Here is a 22,407-nt window from a genome sequence, read left to right on the forward strand (position 1 = left end):
TGTACCGAGTAGGAAAGAAGGTGAGGTAATGAAGATTAAGGAAGTGTTGAGTAAAGAGGTTAAAAAAGAACTATATGAAATAAGAGCCAGAGCACCAGTTCGGCAAACTGATAAAAAGAAGATAGAACTAGGGGATTCAGTGAAGAATTTAATGAAGCATAGGAGTTATAAAAGAGTACATGGTAGGATTCGACAAGTAAATGATTAATAGTTAATTGTATTTTTACTTTGCAGTCGGCCTTTTAGACTCAAAAGAATCAAAAAAGGCTGGCTGCTAATATGCTTTTATAGTGTTAAGATATATCATAAACATAAGAACAGCCACGAATAATATAATTCGCAGTATTCTCTTCATTATTTTACCTCCTGTAAAAGAGATAATTTTATTATACCTTAATAGTATAGCAAATTTAATTTGTAAAATATGGTAATTAATTATCGATTATCATATGTCGAAACTTGCGAACGATTAATGTAGGATATTATCTTTTAATGTAGAATGTATAAATTATAAAGTGAGGTGATATAAAAATGATTAAAGTTAAAATCTTTAGCGAAACGGATGAAGATAATCTTCAATATAAAATCAATGAGTTTATTAAATATGAGAAGGCAGTTAAGGATATAAAATTTGATACTGCATTATCATACTCTGATAAGCAAGAACATTGTTTTAGAACATATAATGCAATGGTAATTTATGAAGTATCAGAGTAAAAAATATTATAAAATCAAAGGAAGAGCCAAAGGGCTCTTTTTCTATATTTTTAAATGTCGAAACTTGCGATAAAAATATGTAGGATTTTTTATTTTATTGTAGAAATTATTTAGATATAGAAAGGGGAGGATAGAATTGCTATTTGAATACAAGGGCTTTCACAATTGTGATAGTGTATGTGATATCGAAATATATAACAATATTGTGCTGTGTACAGAGTTAAAAGAGAATGTGGGCACTAGTATAACTAATATGGCTGAAAAGGTGGCCACGCTTGCATGTGAGAAGTTTAATATACCGCAGGATAAATTAATTTGGATAGAGCATTATCCTAAAGGGCGTGTATCGGGTGAAACTTTCAGTATTGTAAGTTTTGATATTTGTGGTAAAAGATTTACATCACCAAGTTGGAAAACAGTTAAGAAGAAAGATGTTGAAGAAATGATAGGTAGGAAGTTTACTTATGATTTAAAAATGGATAAAGATGAGGCAATGTTTTTAAAGAAAGCACTATTAAAACTTTATACAGATGAAAGCTTTATAAAAGATAATCAAAAAATGCTTGAAGCAGTGATTGACAAGGTATCTGAAATAGCGGAAATATATTAAATGCGTAATATGCAGCCAAGGTTGAAATAGTTTTTTATGAAAATATGTAAATAGATGATTTCGATAGGGGGATAAATATGGATGAAAGAGTAATAGAATTATTAGAGAAAGTAGTAGAAGAACTTCAATATTTATCTAGTAGAATTGATAATATTGAACATAATACTACACATACAGAAAGAAATACACAGTATAATAAAAAATATCTTAAAGATATATTTGATGGTGTAGATAGCATAAGAAGAAAATTATAGAGCCAAGTGGCTCTTTTTTCATACCCAAAAACAACACGAATAATAGAGGTGGTGGTGAATGGCTAGAGCTAGGAGTCCGAATAGAGATAAAGCAAAAGCTATTTATATAGAATCTAATGGAGAAAAGAAATTAAAAGACATTGCAGAAGAGTTAGCACTAAAAGATTCTCAAATTCGAAAGTGGAAAAGCCAGGATAAATGGGATCAAGAATTAAAAGGAGCGTTACCAAAAACAAAAGGTAACGTTACTAATAAAAAGAAACGTAACAAAGGTGGCCAACCAGGTAATAAAAATGCCTTAAATAATGACGGTGGGGCTCCTCTCGGTAATCTTAATGCTATAAAGCATGGAGCATATCAGTCACTATATACTAATATGCTTAGTCCAGAAGAAAAAGCTTTATATGAACAAACCACAGCAGTAGTTAATATAGATGATGAAATAAGACTTATAAGACTAAAGATTGCTAGGTTACTTAATAGAGATAAAACATTCTTTTATAATATGTTTGGGAAAAAGCTATATAAGGATATAACTGAGGAAGATAGAGAAAATGGAATTTTACTATGTATGGATCAATTAAGAAAGTTAATAGAAACCAAAGCCGCTATTATAGGAGATACTGAGAAGTTACAAATGGAAAAAGAAAAGTTTGAGTTTAATAAATATAAGATAGATATTGAATTGCAACTTAAGAAGGAAAAGCTTGAACTAGAAAAATCTAAAGTAATGGGTAATGAAGGTGAGATTGGTGATGATGGATTTATTGAAGCATTAGAAGGAAAAGTAGATGAGGTGTGGACAGATGGCGAAGAATAAAATCATACCCTTTAAATTTAAACCTTTCTCAAATAAACAATTAAAAGTATTAACTTGGTGGATGCCTAATTCACCAGTGAAAGATAAAGACATATTAATCTGTGATGGATCTGTTAGAAGTGGAAAGACAGTGGTTATGTCTTTGAGTTTTGTCATGTGGGCAAACTCAAGTTTTGAGGATGAAAATTTTGCCTTATGTGGTAAAACAATTGGTTCATTAAGACGTAATGTAATAAAGCCATTAAAAAAGATGCTTAAAAGCAGAGGATACAAGTGTAAAGAACATAGAGCAGATAACTATATTACAATAAGTAAATATGACAAAAGAAAAGGAAGAGTCGTGAATAACGACTTTTATTTATTTGGTGGGAAAGATGAAAGCTCACAGGACCTTATTCAAGGGATTACTTTAGCAGGAATATTATTTGATGAAGTTGCTTTAATGCCACAAAGCTTTGTGAATCAGGCTACTGCTAGATGTTCTATTGATGGGGCAAAAATGTGGTTTAACTGCAATCCAGCAGGACCATATCATTGGTTTAAGCTTGAATATCTGGATAAGCTAGAAGATAAAAATGCATTACATCTTCACTTCACAATGAAGGACAATTTAAGTTTATCTGAGAAAGTTAAAGAAAGGTATTCAAGAATGTACTCTGGAGTATTTTTCAAAAGATATATCCTGGGTCTTTGGGTGCTTGCAGAAGGAATCATATATGATATGTTTGATGAAGCAGTACACAAAGCTAAAACAATCCTAAGAAAATATGAGAAATATTATATTTCTATTGACTATGGTACTCAGAATGCATGTGTTTTTCTTCTCTGGGGATTATATAAAGACAAATGGTATATTGTTAAAGAATATTACTATAGTGGTAGAGAAGAAGGGAAGCAGAAGGCAGATGTTGATTACTCTAGGGATTTAAAGGAATTTACAGAGGATATTTCTTATTCAGGAATAATAGTGGATCCATCTGCAGCAAGTTTTATTGCTCAACTTAAAAAGGATGGATTTAAGAATATTATTAAAGCTAAAAACAATGTGGAAGATGGTATAAGAAATACCGGAACAGCATTAGCTAATCAAATGTTTTTTATAAATGATTGTTGTATAAATACATTGAGAGAGATAAGTGGATACATATGGAATCCTAAGGCACTTGAAAAAGGTAAAGAAGAACCACTAAAGGAAAAAGATCACTGTATGGATGCTATGAGATATTTTGTTGAAAAAGTATTAGCTGGAATTATTAAAGCTTTATATGACGATAAGGTTTACAACAAAGGTATGGGTCTTAAAAATAATATGCATAAACAATATCGTAAGAAGGGAGGTAGCGTATTCTAGTGGCCAGTATAAAAGAACAGTTACTTAAATTAAGTAAGGCAGAGAAAAAGGAAAGAAAGCAGGCTAGAAAAGATTATTTTTATTTTCTTGGGAAATGTAAAGATGAAGAAGTAGCAAAGTCTAATCTGGACTTACTAGGTCAAAGCTGGATTGTGACAGATGATTTAGACTATGTTCCAACACAGGATATTAGGAATAAGATTAAACCACTCCTAAAAAAACAGGCAAGGTTCATGTTTGGTAGAGCTCCAACAATACTATTTAAACCTTATGATCCAAAGGATAAAGAAAAATGTGAAGAGCTTAGACAATTTATTGATGATATATTAGAAAGCAATGGCTTTTGGAGTGATACTCTAAAGGCTTTTTTAATGTGTACAGTTAAAAAGAGAGTAATGCTTAGGCTTGAAGCTAATCCAGAGCAATCAATAAACCTTATTTATCACAATATAGAAGGCTTTAACTATAAAAAAGAAGGTAAACATTTAAAAAGCATTACACTAGTTGTCCAGGATAAAGACACCATAGATAAAGAGAAGAATGAGAAAATATACTATAGATACATGTATTACATGGAAGGAGAAACCTGTAAGCTTAAAATTGAAACCTATAAAGGTGGTTTTAATGTAGATAAACCATTTAAAACAGAAATAAAGGATACAAAGTTAAGTAGGATACCAGCATGGGTAATAATTAACGGTGGCCTTCTGGGAGATGAATTTGGAGAAAGTGATTTAGATGATTTGAAAGATGCTCAAAATCAGTATAATAGAAGAGTTTCTGACTTTGCCGATGCACTTAGATTTCAAATGTTTGGTCAGACTGTAATAATAGATGCAGAAGAAGATAGCGTAAATAGACTAAATATAGCTCCTAATGCTATAGCACCTTTAAGGTCTATAGATGAGCGTAAGGCCGATATGAAAAAGGTTGAAAGTACATTTAGCTCAGCAGAACCAGTTGAAATGTATTTGAAACGTGCTGAACATGATATGTACCAGGCATTAGATATGCCAGAAGATGAACAGCTTAAAGAGATACCAAGTGCTAAGGCTATGAAGTATATGTACAATGATTTAATTGCACGATGTGAAGAAAAGTGGAATGATTGGGCAACTCCAATTAAAGAACTTATAAGATTAATAATTGAGTGCTGTAGTAAATTCGGTTGTTATTCCGATTGGAATGAGGAGTGGGGAAAACTCAAATTTAAGATAGTAATTAATTATAATTATCCTATTCCAGAAGATACAGAGGACAAGAAGCGCCTTGCACTTGAAGAAGTTAATTCCAATGTTAGAAGCCATAGAAGTTACATAAAGGATTATTCAGATGAAGAAGATGCAGAAGGAGCCATGAAAGAAATAGCTGAGGATATTAAAACAATCATTGAAGCTGAACAGGATCAATTTCAAAAAGCTATAGATAGTGAACTGAATAATTTAAATAAAAATACTGGTGATGGTTCATAATGAGTGAATATCGAAAAAGGGTTTTAGAAGCTAGAACAAAATTTTTAGAGCTTAATAAGAAACAAGAAAAAGAACTTTTTCAGATATATAAAGATTTAGCTAATCAATTATCAAATGAAATTATTTCATGTAGAACTACTTCAGGTGGGAAATATTTGAAAGAACTGAATCAGATAGTACAGACTTATATGAATGATTTAAACATTAAATTAAGTAGTACTATAAAAAGTAATATTGAAGCTAGCTCTCAGATAGCAAGTTCAGCAGAATTAGCGTATTATGAAGCTATAACTGATGATATAAAACTCAAGTCTATGTTTAATAAGACAGTACTAAAATCATCATCTGACTCTGTTAAAAAGCTGATACAAGGAAATTATTATGCGGATGGTAAAACCTTAGATAAAAGACTCTGGAACATAACCAAAAGCAATGCAAAGGATATAGATAGGTTTATAAAGATTAATGTAACTAGAGGTGCTAATTCTAAAAAGTTAGCAGAACAACTAGAGAAATATATTAATCCAGCCAAAAGAATAGAGGCTAAGACTTTAGAAGCTGGTATGAATAAATCCATTGCGTATCAAGCACAACGTTTAGCTAGAACATCAATAACTCATAGTTTTGGAGAAACTACTATAGAAAATGCAAAAAATAATCCATTTAATAAAGGTATTAAGTGGAATTTGAGTGCTAGTCATAGTGCTAGAATGCATGGTAGAAAAGATGAATGTGATGATTATGCTGGAAGGATATTTAAGCCAAATGAAGTTCCTATGCAACATCCAAACTGTTTATGTTATTTTACAGAAGAAAATGAGGAAATAGATAAGGCTATTGAAGAACTTAAAGCATGGAGCAATGGAAAAACTAATTCTAAGCTAGATAACTGGTATGAAAACAATAAAGAATTAAATATTATTGAATATCCTAATAAACCTAAACCGGTGCAATGGAAAGACTTTAAAGGAAGTAATACCAAATTTAAGAATAAGCAGGCAATAAAGAAACATATGTTAGAAAATTATAATATAAAGTTTTCTGATAGTACTAAATATCCTATAGATAAAGATATATTACAGGATTCAGTTAATTGGTTAGATAAATTTCATAGCTATTTTAAAGGGTTTAAAACAATAGATCCTGTCAAATTACCAGCAATAAAAGTTAAGGCAAGAATGAATGCAGTAGGCTATTACAAATATTATATTAATAAACCTCAAGTAGTAGAATTGGCCTTAAATGGTGCATATTTTACAGATAAAGGGTATAATATTAGTTATATAGAAGAATGTATTAAGAGTAGGTGGACAGTGGCTAATGCTAAACCGTACAAAACATTTGTACATGAATACGGCCATCATGTTGCTAATTCTTTGAAGTGGCTTGATAAGAAAGAAGGTATATCTAGTACTAATTGGTGTAAAGAGTTTATTAGTCATACTATTAAAGAATATAATAAAAAATATAATGAAAATATTAGCTTTAAAGACATAGCACAACTGGTAAGTAGATATGGAGGAACTAAGCCAGAAGAAGCTTTTGCAGAAACATTTGCAGAATACTTCGGTGGGGAAAATCCAAGAAAGTTTGCTAAAGTTTTTGGAGGAGAAGTAGAAAAGAGATTAAAAGAATATATATAAACAAAAGGGTGATGTATAATGGAACAACTTGAACCAAAATTTTTAAAAGAAGGTTATGGATATTATACAGATGATGGATTGCAAATTAGAAATGATGCACCACAGTGGGCAAAAGAAGAATACGGAGAGTTTATGAAACAACTGAATATAAACGAAATTAGTGAATAAAGGCATTTACTGTTAAAAGTAGGTGCTTTTTTTAATGGAAAAAATTAAGGAGGCACAAAACAATGGGATTATTAGAATATCTTAAAAAAATTTTAGGAGATGAGGAAGGTCAAAAGGCCTTTGAAAAAATCAAAGCAGATAATGAAAATGTGCTTTTAGTTGACTCGAAGGAGGAATCCAAGTATGTAGAAAAATCTAAATTGAATGATGCTAATTCTACTATAAGAGATTACAAGAAGCAATTAAAGGATAGAGATAAGCAACTTGAAGATTTAAAGGGAAAAGCAGAGGGCAATGAAGATCTTACAAAAGAAATTGAAAAACTCAAAGGTGAAAATAAAAAAGTTACTGAAGATTATGAAGCTAAGTTAAAAGAAAAAGATTTTAATTATGCTTTAGATAGAGCTTTAACTGATGCTAAGGTGAAGAACCCTAAGGCAGTTAAAGCTCTTTTAAATTTAGAAAATATTAAGCTTGATGGAAATGACTTAATAGGGTTAAAAGAGCAGATGGAAAAAGTAAAAGAGTCTGATTCTTACTTGTTTGAAGAGAGACAGGAAGGAGGAACCGGGACCATAGGGAGCAATATATCTTCATCTACTAATACAAATGATAAAGAACCAAAAAGTTTGGGCGAAAAATTAGCAGCAGAAAAGGCTGAAGCTACTAAAGCAAGTGAAACATTAAATAGTTTTTTTAAATAAGAAGGAGGTATAAAAGATGAGACAAAGTTCAAGAACAATATTCACACAACAGAAAGACATTAGAGAAATTGCAGGAGATCACTATGTAAACATTAATATTAAGGTTGCTAAAACAGATGTTCAGGCAAAATTAGTTGAAGGGGTTTTACCAGCAGGTACTGCAGTTGATTCTACAGGTAGACCAGCAAATGGAACAACTTCACATGGAGTTACTTTTGCTGATGTAGATTTTAACGACTCCATGGGAACTGAAATATTGCCAGTAATGATTCATGGCTTTGTAAATAAAGCTAGGCTAAAAGAATACAGCAGTGAAGATTTAACTGCAGAAGCTATAACAGCAATGAACATGATTAAATTTTTATAGGAGAGTGATAATATGGATTTAAAAGATTTTATAAACTCAAAAGAAATTGCTTTGTATATTAAGAACCTACCACCTCAGGTAAATATTGATGAAGCACTATTCCCAAAAACTAAACAGCTATCACCAGAAATAGAACTTGCAAAGGGAGCAAAGCAAAGACCAGTAGCATTAAGACTATCCACTTTTGACACAGCGGTTAAGGTTAGAGCTTTAAAAGCTGATGTATCTATAGAAAAGAAAGAAATGCCTTTCTTTAAGGAAGCTATAGGAATAAAAGAAAAGGATAGAAGAGATTTGATAATTGCTAAGAGCTCTAATAATCAAAATCTAGTTGAGTTTTTAGTGAAAAATGTATTTGAAAATTACGCCAATTTAGTCGCTGGTGCTGATATACAAGCTACTAGAATGAGGGCACAATTAATGCAAAAGGGTGAAATAAATGTAACTACGAATGATGGGGATGTAGTTGTAGATTACAAAATACCAGCTAATCATAAAGAAGTTTTAACAGGGTCAGCTGCATGGAGTGATCCGACAGCAGATATAGTTGGAGATATAAAAAGATGGCAAAAGGTATTTACAGAAGAGGGGTTAGAAAAGCCAACTAGAATGTTATTGACAGAAAAAACTTTTGGTTATATAACTCAAAACACAGCAATAACTAAGGATTTAAAAGCAAGAGTGCTAGGTGAGGTAATTCTAACGGATGAAGATTATATATCATTCCTAAAGAAAAAATTGGGCTTAGAAATTGCTTTCTTAAATGGTGTTTTTGTAAATGAAGAAGGTCAGACTATGAATTTCTATGAAGATAATTTAGTAACATTAATTCCAAAGGGAACCCTTGGACAAACAATATATGCAGTTACTCCTGAAGAGTTTGATAGCGAATATGGTAGTGGTAAATTGGATACTCAAGTTATAAAGACAGGTATAGCAATTACTACTATGGTAAAAGAAGATCCAGTTGCAGTTGACACTAAGGTATCTCAAATAGTTATACCTTCATTTGATAAAGCAGATGAATGTTTCTTTGCAACAGTAGCATAGGAGAGGGGATTTTCCCTTCTCTTTTTATTATGAATAGAAAGGATGATGAAAATGGCTGGAAAGAAAAGAATTGTAGAAGTTGAAGCATTAGTTAATCTGAAATATGATAAAGAAGTTAAAAAGATAGGTGAAAAATTTAAAGTAAAAACTAAGGATATTAAAGAATTAACAGAAAGAGGAATAGTGAAACTTCTAGAAAACATTGAAGATGATCTAGGGGAGCCTAATGATGAAGGTGATACTAACAACGAAAATGATGAATAATAGTATAAGTTTACTAGGGAGGTTTCACCATGGGTAATAGTATAGAAATTCTGAAGTTCAATCTTCAAGAAAGACAATATCCTTATTTTACAGAGGCAGAATTACAAATGCTTTTAGAAAATAATGATAATGATATGAAAAAAGCTAGTTATCAAGGATGCATTATGAAAGCACAAGCGGATGATGGTGTTAATATTGGTCCTATTAAAACACAATCAAATAGAGAATACTGGCTGTCTTTAGCTGAAAATTTCAAGCCTCCCAAAGTATATAATTACAATACTAGTATGAGAAGAGCTGATGGCCAATGAGTTTAAATCCTGAAAGAATTAAGCAACAAGTTATTAGAGCTATAGATGTTAATCCTACTGAAATTGAAATAGAACAAATAATAAAGGTAGAAAAGGATGGGTACTTTGATGAAGAAGAAGTATCATCCAAAATTAAAGTAGTGATATATCCTTTTAAAAGTAGTGAAGTGCAAGTTAGTAGTGATAAGATAGGTACTTCTTATTCAAGTAAAAAATATAATATGGTTGCTGATTATACTTCTAATTTACAGGTTAATCCTAAAAAATCTATTGAATTTAATTGTATAGAAGGCCATATGAAAATAAAGGCTGTTTATCCAATAGTAGTGAAAGAAATAATTTGTGGTTATGAATGTGAACTAGAGAGGATTGACTAATATGTCCTTTGAAGTTTTAAACCATATAGCTAGAAAAAAAGCCGGCATGCATGTTTTATGTAATCTTATTTCTAGAGACTTAGAAGGACAAGCAAAGCATAATGCTAATTGGAAAGATAGAACATCTAATGCCAGGCAAGGTTTAAAAGGTGGAGTTGAAGGTGGTCCTAATCTATACTCTATATATCTATCCCATGGAGTTGACTATGGAGAAATATTAGAAGAAGGATCTAAGCCACATATAATAAAACCTAAAAATAAAAAAGCTCTTTATTGGAAAGGTGCAGCACATCCAGTTAAACAAGTTCATCATCCTGGTACAAAAGGTTTTAAAACCATAGAAAATACTTTGAAGAATAATAAACCTTTAGTGATACAAAGGATAACAGACTATTGGAGTGATTAAAAATGAGAGCAGGAATAAGAGAAAAACTATTGAGTAGTATTCAGGACCTTAAAGGTTGCTATGAACCTACTGTACCTGATAAAAAGACAATGAAACCATATGCAGTAATAGTTCAGGGGGCTGACAATGAGGAAAACACTCCTACGTCATTTAGAAGAACTATAGAAATATGGCTATATGAAAAGCGAACAACTTTTCAAAAGTTAGACAGCTTAATGAAAGGGGTTATAGAGGCATTAGATATGCAGACTATAACAGACCCCAATACTCAGCAGTCTTATACATGCATGTTTAGTGGAGCTATAGGCCAGGATGTGATTGATGAAGATTGGAATGCAATTGCTAGAGGACTAAGTTTTTCAGTTATAGCATTACATGAGGAGGAAGAGTCAACAGGAGATCCATGGGTAGAGGCATTGAGTCTTTATACAGAAGTGTTAACTAATATGTCTGTGTATAGAGATTACTGGAGAAAAAACTTCCAGGTACCTTCTATACTTTGGAGAACCACTACAGTAGAGAAAGAGCCTATAAATGGAGCTTTATTTAAAATATCTAAAACTATGAGATGTCATGTAGTAAGTAAGAATAGAAGTGAGATAGAACAGTTGCTTGATATCCTAGAAAATAAGCTCATAACAGAGTTGAAAGTACCTTTGGACTTAGAAGATAGAAGATATCTTACCATAGAGAGTATTAAAGAAGATAGAACTGCAGATATGCTAGGTATAGGACAACTTACTGTAATATTTAGTAGAAGGCAAATGATAGAAGATCATACTCCTACTATAGAAAAGATTTATAGTAGAGGAAACATAGAATAAGGAGGAGCAATATGGCTAAAGGCGATACAAAACCAATTGAAGAAGCAAAATATCCTATAGAGGAATTAATAGAGAATTGTGAAGCGTTAACAGGCTATAAGAAAGATGTAGCAGTTGGCGCTTTATTTAATTGTGAAGAAAAAGAAATTACTAAAACAGAATTTAAGGCCAAAGTTAAAAGTTTCTTAAAAAGGAAGGTGAAATAATATGGCAGGAGGATATTGGAGTGAAACTGATAAGCCAATACGACCAGGGTTTTATAATCGATTTAAAGCTGTAGCTTTAGCAAGAATCCAAATGGGTAAACGAGGAATTGTGGCAATGCCTGTGAAGGCAAACTGGGGTCCTTCTAAAAAAGTAGTAATTATCACATCAGAAAAAGATTTGATGGATTGCTTTGGAGTTGATATGAATTATACTGCATATAAACTAGGTAGATTAGTTCTACTAGGTCAGCCAAAACAATTATTACTATATAGACTTGTAGATGGACAAGAGAAAAAGGCTACTACAACCCTTAAAGATACAACAGCTGATACGCCAGTTGATGTACTTAAATTAGAAAGTAAGTATCCTACAACTAGAGATTTTAATATAACCGTCAAACCTAACATAGTTGATGGTACCAAAGTAGATATAGTTTTATTTGAAGAAGCTAGACAGTTATATGTATTTTCTGGACTTTCAGGAACTATAGAGGAAATAGCTGTTGCCATTAACAGTAATTCAGAAAATAAATGGCTCGAAGCTACTAAAGTGAATGATGGAAATGGAAATTTAGCAAGTGTAGCAAATCAAACTCTTACAGGTGGTAATGATGGTGTAGCCACAATAACTAATGAACATTACATTGGAGCTATGAATGCCTTTGAAGGTCATAAATTTAATGGATTTGCACTTGATGGGATAACTGATTCAGCACTTCATACAAGTGTAAAGGCTTGGGTTGAAAGAAATAGAAGAAATGGCAAGAAAATTAGAACTTATTTTGGTGGAAATTCAGATGAAACATTAGTACAAGCTAATAACAAATCAAAGAGTTATAATCATGAAGCAATACACTATGTAGGTGGTGTAGGGGGAATTTTGGATGGAATAGAATACACACCTGCTGAAACCGCATGTTATATAGCTGCCTTAGGAGAAGGTCAGGACCTAAAAGAATGTTTATGCAATGCCACTACAGTATTTCAAGATGTTACTAAGCATTTAACAGATGAAGAAATTGAAAGTGCCTTATTATCTGGAACTATTGTACTTAGATATGATGATGGAGCTGTGGTGATTGAGGACGATGTAAATACTCTTAAGACTTATGGCCAAGACCAAAATGAGACATGGGGATATTTAAGAGCTATTAAGTTCATGGATGCCGTGGATGAAGATACTGCATTTACAGGCAATAGACAGTATGTAGGAAAAGTATTAAATAATAGAAATGGCCAGTTAGCAATCTTAGCAGCGCTTAAACAATATTTTGAAGTCTTAAATGCTGGAGAATTAATAGATGATGATTTTACTGTAGAAATTGATGAAGAATTACAAAAGAATGCAGCTAATGATGAATTCTTCTGGAAATGGGATGCTAGATATGTAAATGTCATGAAGAAAATCTTTGGAACAGGCTATATAAGATAGGAGGGAGAATATGTTAGATGCATCAAGAACTATACATGGTTCAAGAGGAAAGATACTTATAGATGGAGAATGGCAAACGAATCTTACAGATTGTACTGCTGATGTGGAATTAGATAAAAAAGAAGTAAATGTATTAGGTGATACATGGGTTAGATATAAGCAGGGTAACTATAAAGGGACAGGATCTATACGAGGATATAAAGTAACTTCTAAAATGATTCAACAAGGATTTGAAAGGTTTGAAGTTATTACAGCATTAGAAGACCCTGAAGCTTATGGACATGAAAGAATAAGGCTTAAAAACTGTATGGCCGATAAAATACAGCTTGTGAACTTAAAAGCTAATGAGCTTGTAGAAGAAGAAACCCCTTTCACATTTGAAGGGTATGAATTAGTAGACAAAATTGAAGTAAAATAAAAAATTAGGAGTGATTTAAAATGGAAAATAATAAAAGAATAACTGAAGAAGAAATATTAAATATGACTGAGGAAAATATAATTGCAAAGCTTATGGAGCCTACAGAAGCACCAGAAGCTACATACCTAATTGATAGGTTAGGAATACCAATAACTCTTAAAGGGCTTTCAGAAAAAGAAATAAACAGAATAAAGAGAGAATGTACTTATACTAGAAAGGAAAGAGGAAAAAGGGTTAAAGAACTTGATGATGAAGAATTTAACGCTGCATTAATAGAAGTTGCAACTGTAAAACCTAATTGGAATGATAAGAAGTTACTAGATGCGCTTAAAGCTTCAGATGGTAGGCAAGTAATCAGAAAAAAATTCCTTGCGGGAGAAACGTCTGCTATGGCAGATAAGGTACTAGAATTAAGTGCTTTTGATAATGATCTAGAAGAAATAAAAAACTTATAAGTCGGGGTGGCCAAATTACTGCTTTGTATAATTTATTTGTAAAGCACGATATGGACCCCGACTTTGTTATGTCTAGAAGTGATATGGCGAGGAAATTACTCCTCGCTTTTTCTGATTATGAAATTCAAGAAGAAAAAAGAGCAGCAGAGAAAGCTAAAGCTCAAAAGGGGGCGAGATAGTTGGCCCAAAGGGAAATATATAGATTAGATATAAATGTTGGAGTATCAGGTGATGAACAATCTAGAAGAAGATTAAGGTCTTTAGATAGATACACTGAACAGTCAGAGAGAAGATTACGGAGACTTAATAGGATAAGAGCAAGTCCATCTGTAAGGTTAAGAGATAGATTAAGTAGACCTTTGGATAGAGTGGAATCAAAAATATCCAAATTTTCAAAAGTTGCTAGAAGCAAATTGCTAGCAGTGGCCACGGCAGGAGCAGTATTAGTTGGTGGTTTAGGAGTAGGTTCTACTCTGAAAACTTTCATGGACTTTGAACAGGGAATGAAAAATGTTCAAGCTACTAGCCAAGCAACAACGCAAGAATTTGAACAGTTGTGGGGTAATGCAAAACAATTAGGTGCCACCACGGCATTTAGTGCTAAAGAAGCCTCAGATGGCATGAATTACTTAGCAATGGCAGGATTTAAAACAAATCAGATTATAAAAGCTATGCCTGGTCTTTTAGATTTAGCAGCCGCAAGTGGTACTGATCTAGCGACGACCTCAGATATTGTATCAGATGCAATTACAGCTTTTGGACTAAAAGCTAAAGATACCACACATTTGTCAGATGTTATGGCTAAGGCTTCGAGTACCGCTAATACAAATGTTCAAATGTTAGGTGAATCTTTTAAATATGCAGCATCACCTGCCACCGCTTTTGGAATGAGTGCAGAAGAAACTACTACTGCACTAGCTATGATGGCAAATGCAGGGATTAAGGGTTCAATGGCAGGTAATGCTTTAAGAGGAGCATTAACTAGGCTTGCAAAACCACCTAGAATGGCATCAAAATGGTTAGATAAATTAGGAATAAGTATAGCAGATTCCCATGGTAAAATTAAGCCTTTCAATTCTATTATGGATGATATGAGAAAGAAAATGTCTAAATTAACTCAGCAAGAAAGACAACAGGCTGTGGCCAGTATATTTGGACAGGAAGCCATGAGTGGTATGTTGGCTGTACTTAATACAAGTACTGAGAAATTTGATACATATATAGATATGCTTGAAAGTGCTGATGGTGCAGCAAAAGAAATGGCCAATACTAAACTTGATAGCTTAGGTGGGCAATTTACCATACTTAAAAGTGCAGTAGAAGGAATGAAAATTGAGCTAGGAGAAAGATTGGCACCATATGCAAAAGAATTTGTGACATGGTTTACGGATAAGATTCCTGACATAACAAAAGGAATAATTGCAGTAGTGGATACAATATCTAATTTAGCACATGGATTTAGTGAATTGAGTCCAGCAACTAAAAAATTCATATTAGGAATAACAGTTGGTACTTTAGCAATGGGACCTTTCTTAAAAACTGTTAATGGAATTACAATGGGTATATCAGGATTAATGAAATTAGGATCTGGAGTAGGCTCTTTCTTTGGATTATTCAAAGGTGCTACTGTAGCAGCAGAAGCCACCACGGCAGTTGCAACATCAGCCGAAGTAGCAACAGGCAGTATAAGCGGATTTGGAATAGCAGCAAGATCAGGAACATTATTATTAAATCCTTGGGTACTTGGAATAGGAGCTGCAACAATAGCTGGGATAAAGTTATATACACACTTGAAAAAGGATGCTATTCCAAAGGTTGAATTATTTGGTGAAGAAACATCTAGAGCAACAAAAAAAGCTATTGGAGCATATTTGGAACTAGAGAGAAAAGCGACTACTAGTTTGAATCAAATACAATGGAGTGGAGCTAAAGTCACTCAAGAAATGAAGGATACTGTAGTTAATAACTTTAATGCTATGGCAACTCAAATTACAACTAAATTAGATGAAACTAAGAATAAGAGTATGTCCACATTGCAAAAAATGATTTCTAATTCAAAAGGAGTAAGTGATGAAGAAAAACAACAGTTAATTGCTACTACAGAAGAAGCTTTCAAATCAAAGGAAGAAATAATAAATAATGGAATGACTAGAATTGAAGAAATTTATTCAAATGCAGCGGCTGAAAATAGGAAAATAAAACAGGAAGAGTATAATGAAATATTAAGAATTAAGTCAGAAATGTCTAGCGCTGCTATACAAATCATGAGTGAAACTGAAGCTGAACATGCGGCGATACTTGAAAAAATGAGAGCTAATGCAAGTATACTAACTGCTCAACAAGCAGCAGATGTTGTTAAAAATTCATTAGAGCAAAAAGAAAAAACAATAGCAGCAGCACAACAGGAGTTTGATACAAGAATGAAGCTAGCAGCTATGATGAGATCTTTAGGAGGAGAAAAGAACGAAAGTACTGCAGATTGGATAATACAAGAAGCTACAAGACAAAAGGATGAGGTAGCAAGTAGGGCTGAAGAAATGCATTCTAGAGTTGTAGAGCAAGCCAAACAACAGGCAAAAGAACATGTTACGGAAGTTGATTGGGAAACTGGTCAGATACTAAGTAACTTTGACGCAATGATAGAAAAGGCTAAAGAGTTCTATAAGTTAACTGCTAAAGAGCAGTTTATAAGCGTAACTCAATCAATTAATAGTGCTTTTGAGAAACAAAGTAATAAAGGGTTAGGGAATTATACAGGACCAGGTTCCATTCCTAATATTAGACTTGAGAAAGATTATGCAAATGGAACAAATTATGCAACATCAGGAATTCATCAAGTTGCAGAACATGGTTTTGAGATTGTAACTTCTCGGCAACATCGTTTATTCAATGGGGGCGAAAAAGTTTTGAATCATAGAAAATCAAAGAAATTATTAAGTGATATGCTTAGAGAAAATTCAGAAGTAGATGGTGTTCAAAAACAACAATTTTCAGTTGCAAGACCTACTGTAGCAGGTGTTGGTGGTATTAGTGTGAATGTTGGAGATATTGATGTACAAAATGAATTTGATTCGGATGTTGATATAGATGGAATAATAGATGAAACAGTAAAGCAGGTAGCTTATAAATTAAGAGAGGCATTTAAGAATATAAAAAGGTAATATAATGCCCTTCTCGATTTGGTATAATATAACAGAAAGGGAGGGGTATTATGAAAAATGCATTTTTCATGATTTTAATTGCTGTTGCATTTCTATCATTTGTAAACATGGGAAGCGAAAAAAAATCTCAAGAGGTCTATGAAAATGAAGAATTGGTTATTACTAAGAATGAAACGGATGGGAACGGTAAGTCAAATCAACAAGTTATGACTAATCATAAAAAAGAAATAAATATAAAGGAAGAGGCTGTTAAAGCAGATTTTATAAAACTAAATGGGCATACAAAAGAAAATGCTAAGTTACCAGTATTTGCAGAGGGTGAGATTTCTTGTGTAGACTATGAAAATGTTATGGATGTAGTTCCTTCTTTCTTACTTTCACAAAAGGAAGGCGATGGGTATGGGATATATCATATTGCAAATGTTCCAGCTTTTATAGGAAAAGATGGGAACATCAAGTTAAAAGATGGTGACATAGTTAAAATTTATGGTATTGTAGATGCAGAAACTGCAAAAGACGGATCAATTAGAATAGTTGCAACGAGCATTGAAAAGGTTAATAATACAAAAATTGAAATAGAAAATACAAAGGAAACAAAAGGTGAGAATAAATCAATAACGGATAAAGAAAAAGAAAGTAAAAGAAAAGTGGATCGCGAATCTGAGATAGAAACTACTATAAGAGACAAGTTTTATAGTGAAGATTATACAAATGCTAAACTTAGTAGCATAACCATAAATGAAAATTTAGGGACAGATACGTCTGATGATTATATAGCTCTTGTATATATTAAATTTGATATAAAAAATAGTCGTGAAACAGGAAATAAAATTATGAGAATGTATTCAGATGATTTAGTTGCCAAAGTAGCAGAGTTAGGAATAACAGATATAAGTGAAGCGGCAATATTTTGGGAGGATGAATACAACAGCAGAAGTGTTAAATATTCATATGAATATAAAAATGATGAATTTTATATTATGGATATTGCAGGAGAATAAAATTAATGAGCAATTCTTAAACTGAAGATGTTTCTATATTGAACAGTATGTAGTAAGCTTATCGAAAGACCACAATTTTGTGGTCTTTTATAATTCTTATTATAGCTTTGTAATTATTCAAAACATTAATAAAGGCAGGTGATTGCATGGATGTATATCTTATAAACGACAAAGAAAAAAGTACTCTTCATTTTCCTGTAAATCCATTTTTCATAACTGTAAACAGAAATAAAAGGTATGAAACAGTAGATATTATTGACTTTGGGGAAGTTGATTTTAGTGATAAGGGTAAAAAGATAAAAGAATTGACCATGGATACATTATTACCTGCTAAATATGATACTTATTGTAAGTACTCCGATATCCCTAAACCTATAAAAACCATGCAAAAGTTAGAGAAATGGATGAACCAAAAGGAACCGTTAAGACTTATTGTTACAGATTTTGGTTTTAATGAGCTAGTTAATATTGTCACTATACATGAAGAAGAAAGAGCAGGAGAAACAGGCGATAAATATATAACTTTAAATTTTAGAATGTGGAGAGAATTAAAAATTGAAACTGTAGTTTCAGCTGTAAAGAAAACTTCAGGCAGTGACCGAAATAAACAGCTAAAAAGAAATAGATCTATAATTAATTATTCATCTAAAACTTATACTGTTAAGCCAAAGGATTCATTATATAAGATAGCAAAAAAAACATTGAAAGATGGTTCTAGATGGTCAGAAATATATAGTAAAAATAAAAAAGTTATTGGTAAAGATCCTAATCGTATTTATCCAGGTCAAAAGTTGGTGATTTAAATGGCTATTCTCATATTTAAAGATAAATATAAAATAGACAATTTAAATGAAGGGATACAGCTTAGTGAGGCAATAGACACAATTGCTTATACAGCGACCATACAACTTACAATAACAGATGAGCTTGATAAGATAGGAATAGATAAAGGGGATGCCATTGAAATACTTGAAACGAATTTTGAGACGAAAGAATTAGAATCAGTATTTAAGGGGATTATCTGGGAGAAGGATACAGATAGAAGAATCAGAAAAGCAGGAAGAATTATTTGCAAAGAAAGAACGGTATATTTAGAAGAATCAGAGGATGAATATTTATTTCCAGCAGGACAACCAGCAACTCAAAGAGCAAAAAAACTTTGTAGTGATTGGGGTATACCTATAGGAAGTTTTGAAAATACCATAATACCTTTATCAAAGGCTGTTTATAGAAGTGAATCTATATATGGGATTATGTTAAAGGATCTTCAAGAAACAGCTCAAAAAGGTGGAGAACTTTATATATATCAGATGAAAGGAAATTTAGATTTAATCAAGGTAGGTAGTAATAAAAAGGTATGGGATATATCAAACATTATAGAAGAAGTAAATCAAAAAAGTTCTTTAGATGGAACTGTAACACAAGTAAAAGTACTAGGTAAAGAAGAAAAAGATATAAAAACGCCTGTGATTGGAATTTATAAAAAAGATGCAGATAAATATGGAACTGTACAAAAGATTATACAGGATGAAAAAATTAAAAGTGCTGCAGATGCAAAAAGCAGAGCCAATAATATGTTTAGTCCTGGTACTGGAAGTATAACCACAACAGGAATTGATATAAATTCTATAAGAGCAGGGGATAAGGTGAAGTTAAATGGATTTGAAATTTTTGTTTCAGAAGTTACTCATAAACTAGGGAATCCTGGTCGTATGAGTCTTACCTTGGAAAACTATGATCAAATAAGAAGGAGATTTTACAATGGAAATATTTAATGAGATTGTGAGAGAAATTAAAGGATCTTCAAATAATGCTGCAAAGCGTACTTCTGAAACTGTTGGATTAGAACTAGGGACTATGACGGGAGAAAGAAAGGTAAAACTTGATAATTTTAAGTATGAAGTATCCTGTCTATTATCAGAGTATGTAACAAGACAACACAAGCGAATTGTAACATTAACTCATGAAGAAATGGCTCAGAGGGATCTAGGGGATAAGACTGAAAATGACTACCTAGATACAGACGATAAAGTTCCTCTTTACACAAGCTATAAACATAATTTTATAGAGCTTCAGTTCGAGGATGTTTTGAAAGTAGGTGATAGGGTATTGGTAGCTTTAGTTAATGGTGGAGTTGATTTTGTTGTGTTAGGGAGAGTGGTATAGTGCCTAATTTATTCCCACAAAACATGGAATTTGAATATGAAGAGAAAAGCATAGAAGATTTGGAAGAACCTTTAGAATTTAAGGGTTCTTATTTATTTGACTTTGAAAAGGGTGAGTTTGTAAAAAATCCAGATGGAACAATAGCAAAATCAAATGATCTAGAAGCTTATGTACAGTGGTGTAATAAGACAATGTATTCTCCAAGATATAAACTAGCCTATAGTGATCTATATGGACAAGAGTTTAATAAGCTTATAGGGACCTTACTTTCTAAGGATGCCATAGAACTTGAAATAAAGAGAATGACAGAAGAAACACTCATAGTGCATCCAAGAACTAGAGAAATTACTAACTTTGTATTTAAATGGTCTGATAGTAAGGAAGAAGTTTTCTATGAATATGAGGTCATAACCATAGATGGTGAAAGGTTTATGCTAGAGAATAGTGTGAAAGTGAGGTGATACAATTGGAAAAAGATTTACCTATGCCAGGTTTTTTAGAAGAGGATGCTGATATTATACATAAGAGGATGTTAGAAAAAGCTCCACCTGGTATAAGTACTATTGAAGGTGATTTCTTTTGGGATAATACTAGACCTACTGCAGAAGAAAAAGCAGAACTTATTCAACTAAAGTTACAAAATATTTTAAGGCTGGCATTTCCACAAACTTCATATGGTCTATGGCTAGAATATCTAGGAGAATGTAAAGGTGTATTTAAGAATCCAGCAACTAAATCCACAGGGGTAATAAAAGTAAAGGGTAAGTTTGGAACAGTAGTGGAAAAAGGTAAGATAGTAGGTATTCCCGCCACAGATAAAAAAGAAAGTATAGAATTTGAATTCACAGAAACTGAGGCAATAGATGATACAGGGATAGCTTATATTAATGCAAAATGTCTCCAAGAAGGAACTGTAGGAAATGTATTACCTAATACCATAACAGTACTTATTACTCCTATAAATGGTATAAAAAGCATTACAAATGAAGAAGAGTTTAAGGGTGGTACTGAAATAGAGGATGAAGAACATTATAGAGATAGAGTTATAGAAGAAGAACAAGATGAAGATTCAAGCGGAAATGATGAAGACTATGTGAAATGGGCAAAGCAAGTACCTGGTGTAGGATTTGCTTATGTAATATCAGAATGGGATGGTGCTGGAACAGTTAAGGTATTAATATTAGACAAAAATGGGCAACCAGCAGTACCAGAACTCATAGGTGAAGTACAAAAGTATATTGCACCAATAGTCCCCAAAGGACAAAATCGAGGAGGAAAGGCTCCTATAGGTGCCATAGTAACTGTAACTGCTCCAAGTGTATTAAATATAGATATACGAGCTCATTTTGAATTTGAAGATGGTTTTAATACTGAAGAGGTATTAAATAATCTGAAGGATAAAGTAAATGCATATCTAGGTGGAATTGATGTAGGTGGCACCATAATTTATAAAGTTATAGATACTATTGCCGGATCCATGATACTTCAAAAGGAAGGTCTTAAAGATTTCAATAACCTTACTATTAATAATGGAACAATCAACATTGAACTCATAGATCAGGTAGCTACAGTTGGAGAGGTGAATAGCATATGATTAATTCACCTAAAGGAAGAGATATGATCTCTTATGTATCACCTATCTATGGACAAAGTGAAGTAGCAAAAGCAATATTTGAGTCGATAGGGACTGAATGGGATAATGCAGATGAATTAGCGGAAGATATTTTGCTACAACTTTTTCCACAGACAGCTACATGGGGACTAATATTTTGGGAATTACGATTAGGATTGTCAACTAATCTAAGTGAAGATATAGAAAAAAGAAGAAGAAGAGTAATAGCAAAAATGCAAAGTAAGTACACCATTAATCCAGAACGAATGGCCATGATACTTAAAAATTATACTGGGGCAGAAATAGAAATAATCGAGAACATAGCACCTCATACATTTGAAATTAAATTATTAGGAAGTGAAGGATTCCCTAATAGCTTAGATGATTTATATAAAAGAGTGAAAAAAATTAAACCTTCTCATTTATCAGTGAAGTATAAATTAGTATCTATAAGCAACATGGATATATACTTTGCAACCTTTATGAGAACTGGCGAAGAAATAACTGTGTACCCATGGACACCTAAAGATATAGAATCCAAAGGACAAATAAATATAGCTATGGCCAGTAGTACTGGCTCAGAAGACATAACAATATATCCTAAGAAGGAGGGATAGG

At 32.4% G+C, this 22,407-nt stretch carries 30 protein-coding genes; all 30 read left to right on the plus strand.

The genetic code is table 11. The features are described from left to right. The first annotated feature begins 28 nt into the window (after positions 1 to 28). The 30 genes from N4A57_RS02665 to N4A57_RS02810 all read left to right on the plus strand — a co-directional run bounded on the left by N4A57_RS02665 (position 29) and on the right by N4A57_RS02810 (position 22,406). On the plus strand, positions 29 to 208 hold the full coding sequence (locus N4A57_RS02665) for a hypothetical protein (protein WP_293655942.1): 180 nt from the start codon (positions 29 to 31) through the stop codon (positions 206 to 208). A 323-nt stretch (positions 209 to 531) separates the two neighbouring features. Beyond that, positions 532 to 717 (plus strand): sporulation protein Cse60, encoded by a 186-nt coding sequence (locus N4A57_RS02670; protein ID WP_293655943.1) that lies wholly within the window; start codon positions 532 to 534, stop codon positions 715 to 717. 136 nt (positions 718 to 853) lie between these two features. Next, on the plus strand, positions 854 to 1,327 hold the full coding sequence (locus tag N4A57_RS02675; protein WP_293655945.1) for a hypothetical protein: 474 nt from the start codon (positions 854 to 856) through the stop codon (positions 1,325 to 1,327). 77 nt (positions 1,328 to 1,404) lie between these two features. Then, entirely contained in the window at positions 1,405 to 1,581 is a 177-nt protein-coding gene (locus tag N4A57_RS02680) for a hypothetical protein (protein WP_293655947.1), read from the plus strand. Between the two features lie 58 nt (positions 1,582 to 1,639). After that, the gene (gene terS / locus N4A57_RS02685; protein ID WP_293655949.1) at positions 1,640 to 2,401 is read left to right on the plus strand and encodes a phage terminase small subunit; all 762 of its coding nucleotides are present in this window, start codon (positions 1,640 to 1,642) and stop codon (positions 2,399 to 2,401) included. Then, complete coding sequence (locus N4A57_RS02690) at positions 2,388 to 3,752, plus strand: PBSX family phage terminase large subunit (RefSeq protein WP_293655951.1); 1,365 nt, start codon at positions 2,388 to 2,390, stop codon at positions 3,750 to 3,752. Before terS ends, N4A57_RS02690 begins: the two co-directional genes overlap by 14 nt. Beyond that, a complete protein-coding gene (locus N4A57_RS02695) occupies positions 3,752 to 5,224 on the plus strand; it encodes a phage portal protein (RefSeq protein ID WP_293655953.1) in 1,473 nt (490 codons plus the stop codon). Before N4A57_RS02690 ends, N4A57_RS02695 begins: the two co-directional genes overlap by 1 nt. Beyond that, a complete protein-coding gene (locus tag N4A57_RS02700; protein ID WP_293655954.1) occupies positions 5,224 to 6,867 on the plus strand; it encodes an exonuclease SbcC in 1,644 nt (547 codons plus the stop codon). The genes N4A57_RS02695 and N4A57_RS02700 overlap by 1 nt, the downstream gene beginning before the upstream one ends. A gap of 18 nt (positions 6,868 to 6,885) precedes the next feature. Beyond that, entirely contained in the window at positions 6,886 to 7,035 is a 150-nt protein-coding gene (locus N4A57_RS02705) for a hypothetical protein (RefSeq protein ID WP_293655955.1), read from the plus strand. A gap of 62 nt (positions 7,036 to 7,097) precedes the next feature. Beyond that, on the plus strand, positions 7,098 to 7,739 hold the full coding sequence (locus tag N4A57_RS02710; RefSeq protein WP_293655957.1) for a phage scaffolding protein: 642 nt from the start codon (positions 7,098 to 7,100) through the stop codon (positions 7,737 to 7,739). Between the two features lie 16 nt (positions 7,740 to 7,755). After that, on the plus strand, positions 7,756 to 8,106 hold the full coding sequence (locus N4A57_RS02715; protein WP_293655958.1) for a hypothetical protein: 351 nt from the start codon (positions 7,756 to 7,758) through the stop codon (positions 8,104 to 8,106). Between the two features lie 12 nt (positions 8,107 to 8,118). Beyond that, entirely contained in the window at positions 8,119 to 9,156 is a 1,038-nt protein-coding gene (locus N4A57_RS02720; RefSeq protein ID WP_293655959.1) for a major capsid protein, read from the plus strand. Between the two features lie 51 nt (positions 9,157 to 9,207). Continuing rightward, positions 9,208 to 9,420 carry a DUF7210 family protein gene (locus tag N4A57_RS02725; protein WP_293655961.1) on the plus strand — a complete coding sequence of 71 codons (213 nt, stop codon included), beginning with the start codon at positions 9,208 to 9,210 and terminating at the stop codon, positions 9,418 to 9,420. Positions 9,421 to 9,449: 29 nt separating this feature from the next. After that, positions 9,450 to 9,731 carry a hypothetical protein gene (locus N4A57_RS02730; RefSeq protein WP_293655963.1) on the plus strand — a complete coding sequence of 94 codons (282 nt, stop codon included), beginning with the start codon at positions 9,450 to 9,452 and terminating at the stop codon, positions 9,729 to 9,731. Continuing rightward, positions 9,728 to 10,108: a hypothetical protein gene (locus tag N4A57_RS02735; protein ID WP_293655965.1), complete on the plus strand. Its 381-nt coding sequence runs from the start codon at positions 9,728 to 9,730 to the stop codon at positions 10,106 to 10,108. Before N4A57_RS02730 ends, N4A57_RS02735 begins: the two co-directional genes overlap by 4 nt. A gap of 1 nt (position 10,109) precedes the next feature. Next, positions 10,110 to 10,514, plus strand: coding sequence for a hypothetical protein (locus N4A57_RS02740; RefSeq protein ID WP_293655966.1), 405 nt, complete (start codon positions 10,110 to 10,112; stop codon positions 10,512 to 10,514). Positions 10,515 to 10,516: 2 nt separating this feature from the next. Further along, a complete protein-coding gene (locus N4A57_RS02745; protein WP_293655967.1) occupies positions 10,517 to 11,338 on the plus strand; it encodes a hypothetical protein in 822 nt (273 codons plus the stop codon). Between the two features lie 11 nt (positions 11,339 to 11,349). Beyond that, on the plus strand, positions 11,350 to 11,544 hold the full coding sequence (locus N4A57_RS02750; RefSeq protein WP_293655968.1) for a hypothetical protein: 195 nt from the start codon (positions 11,350 to 11,352) through the stop codon (positions 11,542 to 11,544). Between the two features lies 1 nt (position 11,545). After that, on the plus strand, positions 11,546 to 12,976 hold the full coding sequence (locus N4A57_RS02755) for a phage tail sheath family protein (RefSeq protein WP_293655969.1): 1,431 nt from the start codon (positions 11,546 to 11,548) through the stop codon (positions 12,974 to 12,976). Between the two features lie 10 nt (positions 12,977 to 12,986). Then, positions 12,987 to 13,394: a phage tail tube protein gene (locus N4A57_RS02760; RefSeq protein ID WP_293655970.1), complete on the plus strand. Its 408-nt coding sequence runs from the start codon at positions 12,987 to 12,989 to the stop codon at positions 13,392 to 13,394. 20 nt (positions 13,395 to 13,414) lie between these two features. Then, the gene (locus N4A57_RS02765) at positions 13,415 to 13,849 is read left to right on the plus strand and encodes a phage tail assembly chaperone (protein ID WP_293655971.1); all 435 of its coding nucleotides are present in this window, start codon (positions 13,415 to 13,417) and stop codon (positions 13,847 to 13,849) included. A 23-nt stretch (positions 13,850 to 13,872) separates the two neighbouring features. Next, positions 13,873 to 14,028, plus strand: a complete 156-nt coding sequence (locus tag N4A57_RS02770) for a hypothetical protein (protein ID WP_293655972.1) — start codon at positions 13,873 to 13,875, stop codon at positions 14,026 to 14,028. Next, positions 14,029 to 17,010 carry a phage tail tape measure protein gene (locus tag N4A57_RS02775; protein ID WP_293655973.1) on the plus strand — a complete coding sequence of 994 codons (2,982 nt, stop codon included), beginning with the start codon at positions 14,029 to 14,031 and terminating at the stop codon, positions 17,008 to 17,010. A gap of 50 nt (positions 17,011 to 17,060) precedes the next feature. Further along, on the plus strand, positions 17,061 to 18,011 hold the full coding sequence (locus N4A57_RS02780) for a hypothetical protein (protein ID WP_293655974.1): 951 nt from the start codon (positions 17,061 to 17,063) through the stop codon (positions 18,009 to 18,011). A 146-nt stretch (positions 18,012 to 18,157) separates the two neighbouring features. After that, positions 18,158 to 18,814, plus strand: coding sequence for a LysM peptidoglycan-binding domain-containing protein (locus N4A57_RS02785; protein ID WP_293655975.1), 657 nt, complete (start codon positions 18,158 to 18,160; stop codon positions 18,812 to 18,814). Next, entirely contained in the window at positions 18,815 to 19,786 is a 972-nt protein-coding gene (locus N4A57_RS02790) for an XkdQ/YqbQ family protein (protein WP_293655976.1), read from the plus strand. Further along, positions 19,773 to 20,177, plus strand: coding sequence for a DUF2577 family protein (locus tag N4A57_RS02795; protein ID WP_293655977.1), 405 nt, complete (start codon positions 19,773 to 19,775; stop codon positions 20,175 to 20,177). The genes N4A57_RS02790 and N4A57_RS02795 overlap by 14 nt, the downstream gene beginning before the upstream one ends. After that, a complete protein-coding gene (locus N4A57_RS02800) occupies positions 20,177 to 20,638 on the plus strand; it encodes a DUF2634 domain-containing protein (protein WP_293655978.1) in 462 nt (153 codons plus the stop codon). Before N4A57_RS02795 ends, N4A57_RS02800 begins: the two co-directional genes overlap by 1 nt. A 5-nt stretch (positions 20,639 to 20,643) precedes the next feature. Then, positions 20,644 to 21,771 (plus strand): baseplate J/gp47 family protein, encoded by a 1,128-nt coding sequence (locus tag N4A57_RS02805; protein ID WP_293655979.1) that lies wholly within the window; start codon positions 20,644 to 20,646, stop codon positions 21,769 to 21,771. After that, positions 21,768 to 22,406 (plus strand): YmfQ family protein, encoded by a 639-nt coding sequence (locus N4A57_RS02810; protein WP_293655980.1) that lies wholly within the window; start codon positions 21,768 to 21,770, stop codon positions 22,404 to 22,406. Before N4A57_RS02805 ends, N4A57_RS02810 begins: the two co-directional genes overlap by 4 nt. The last annotated feature ends 1 nt before the right edge of the window (position 22,407 follow it).

Origin of the sequence: Anaeromicrobium sp., assembly GCF_025210435.1 — a bacterium.
Classification (GTDB): domain Bacteria; phylum Bacillota; class Clostridia; order Peptostreptococcales; family Thermotaleaceae; genus Anaeromicrobium.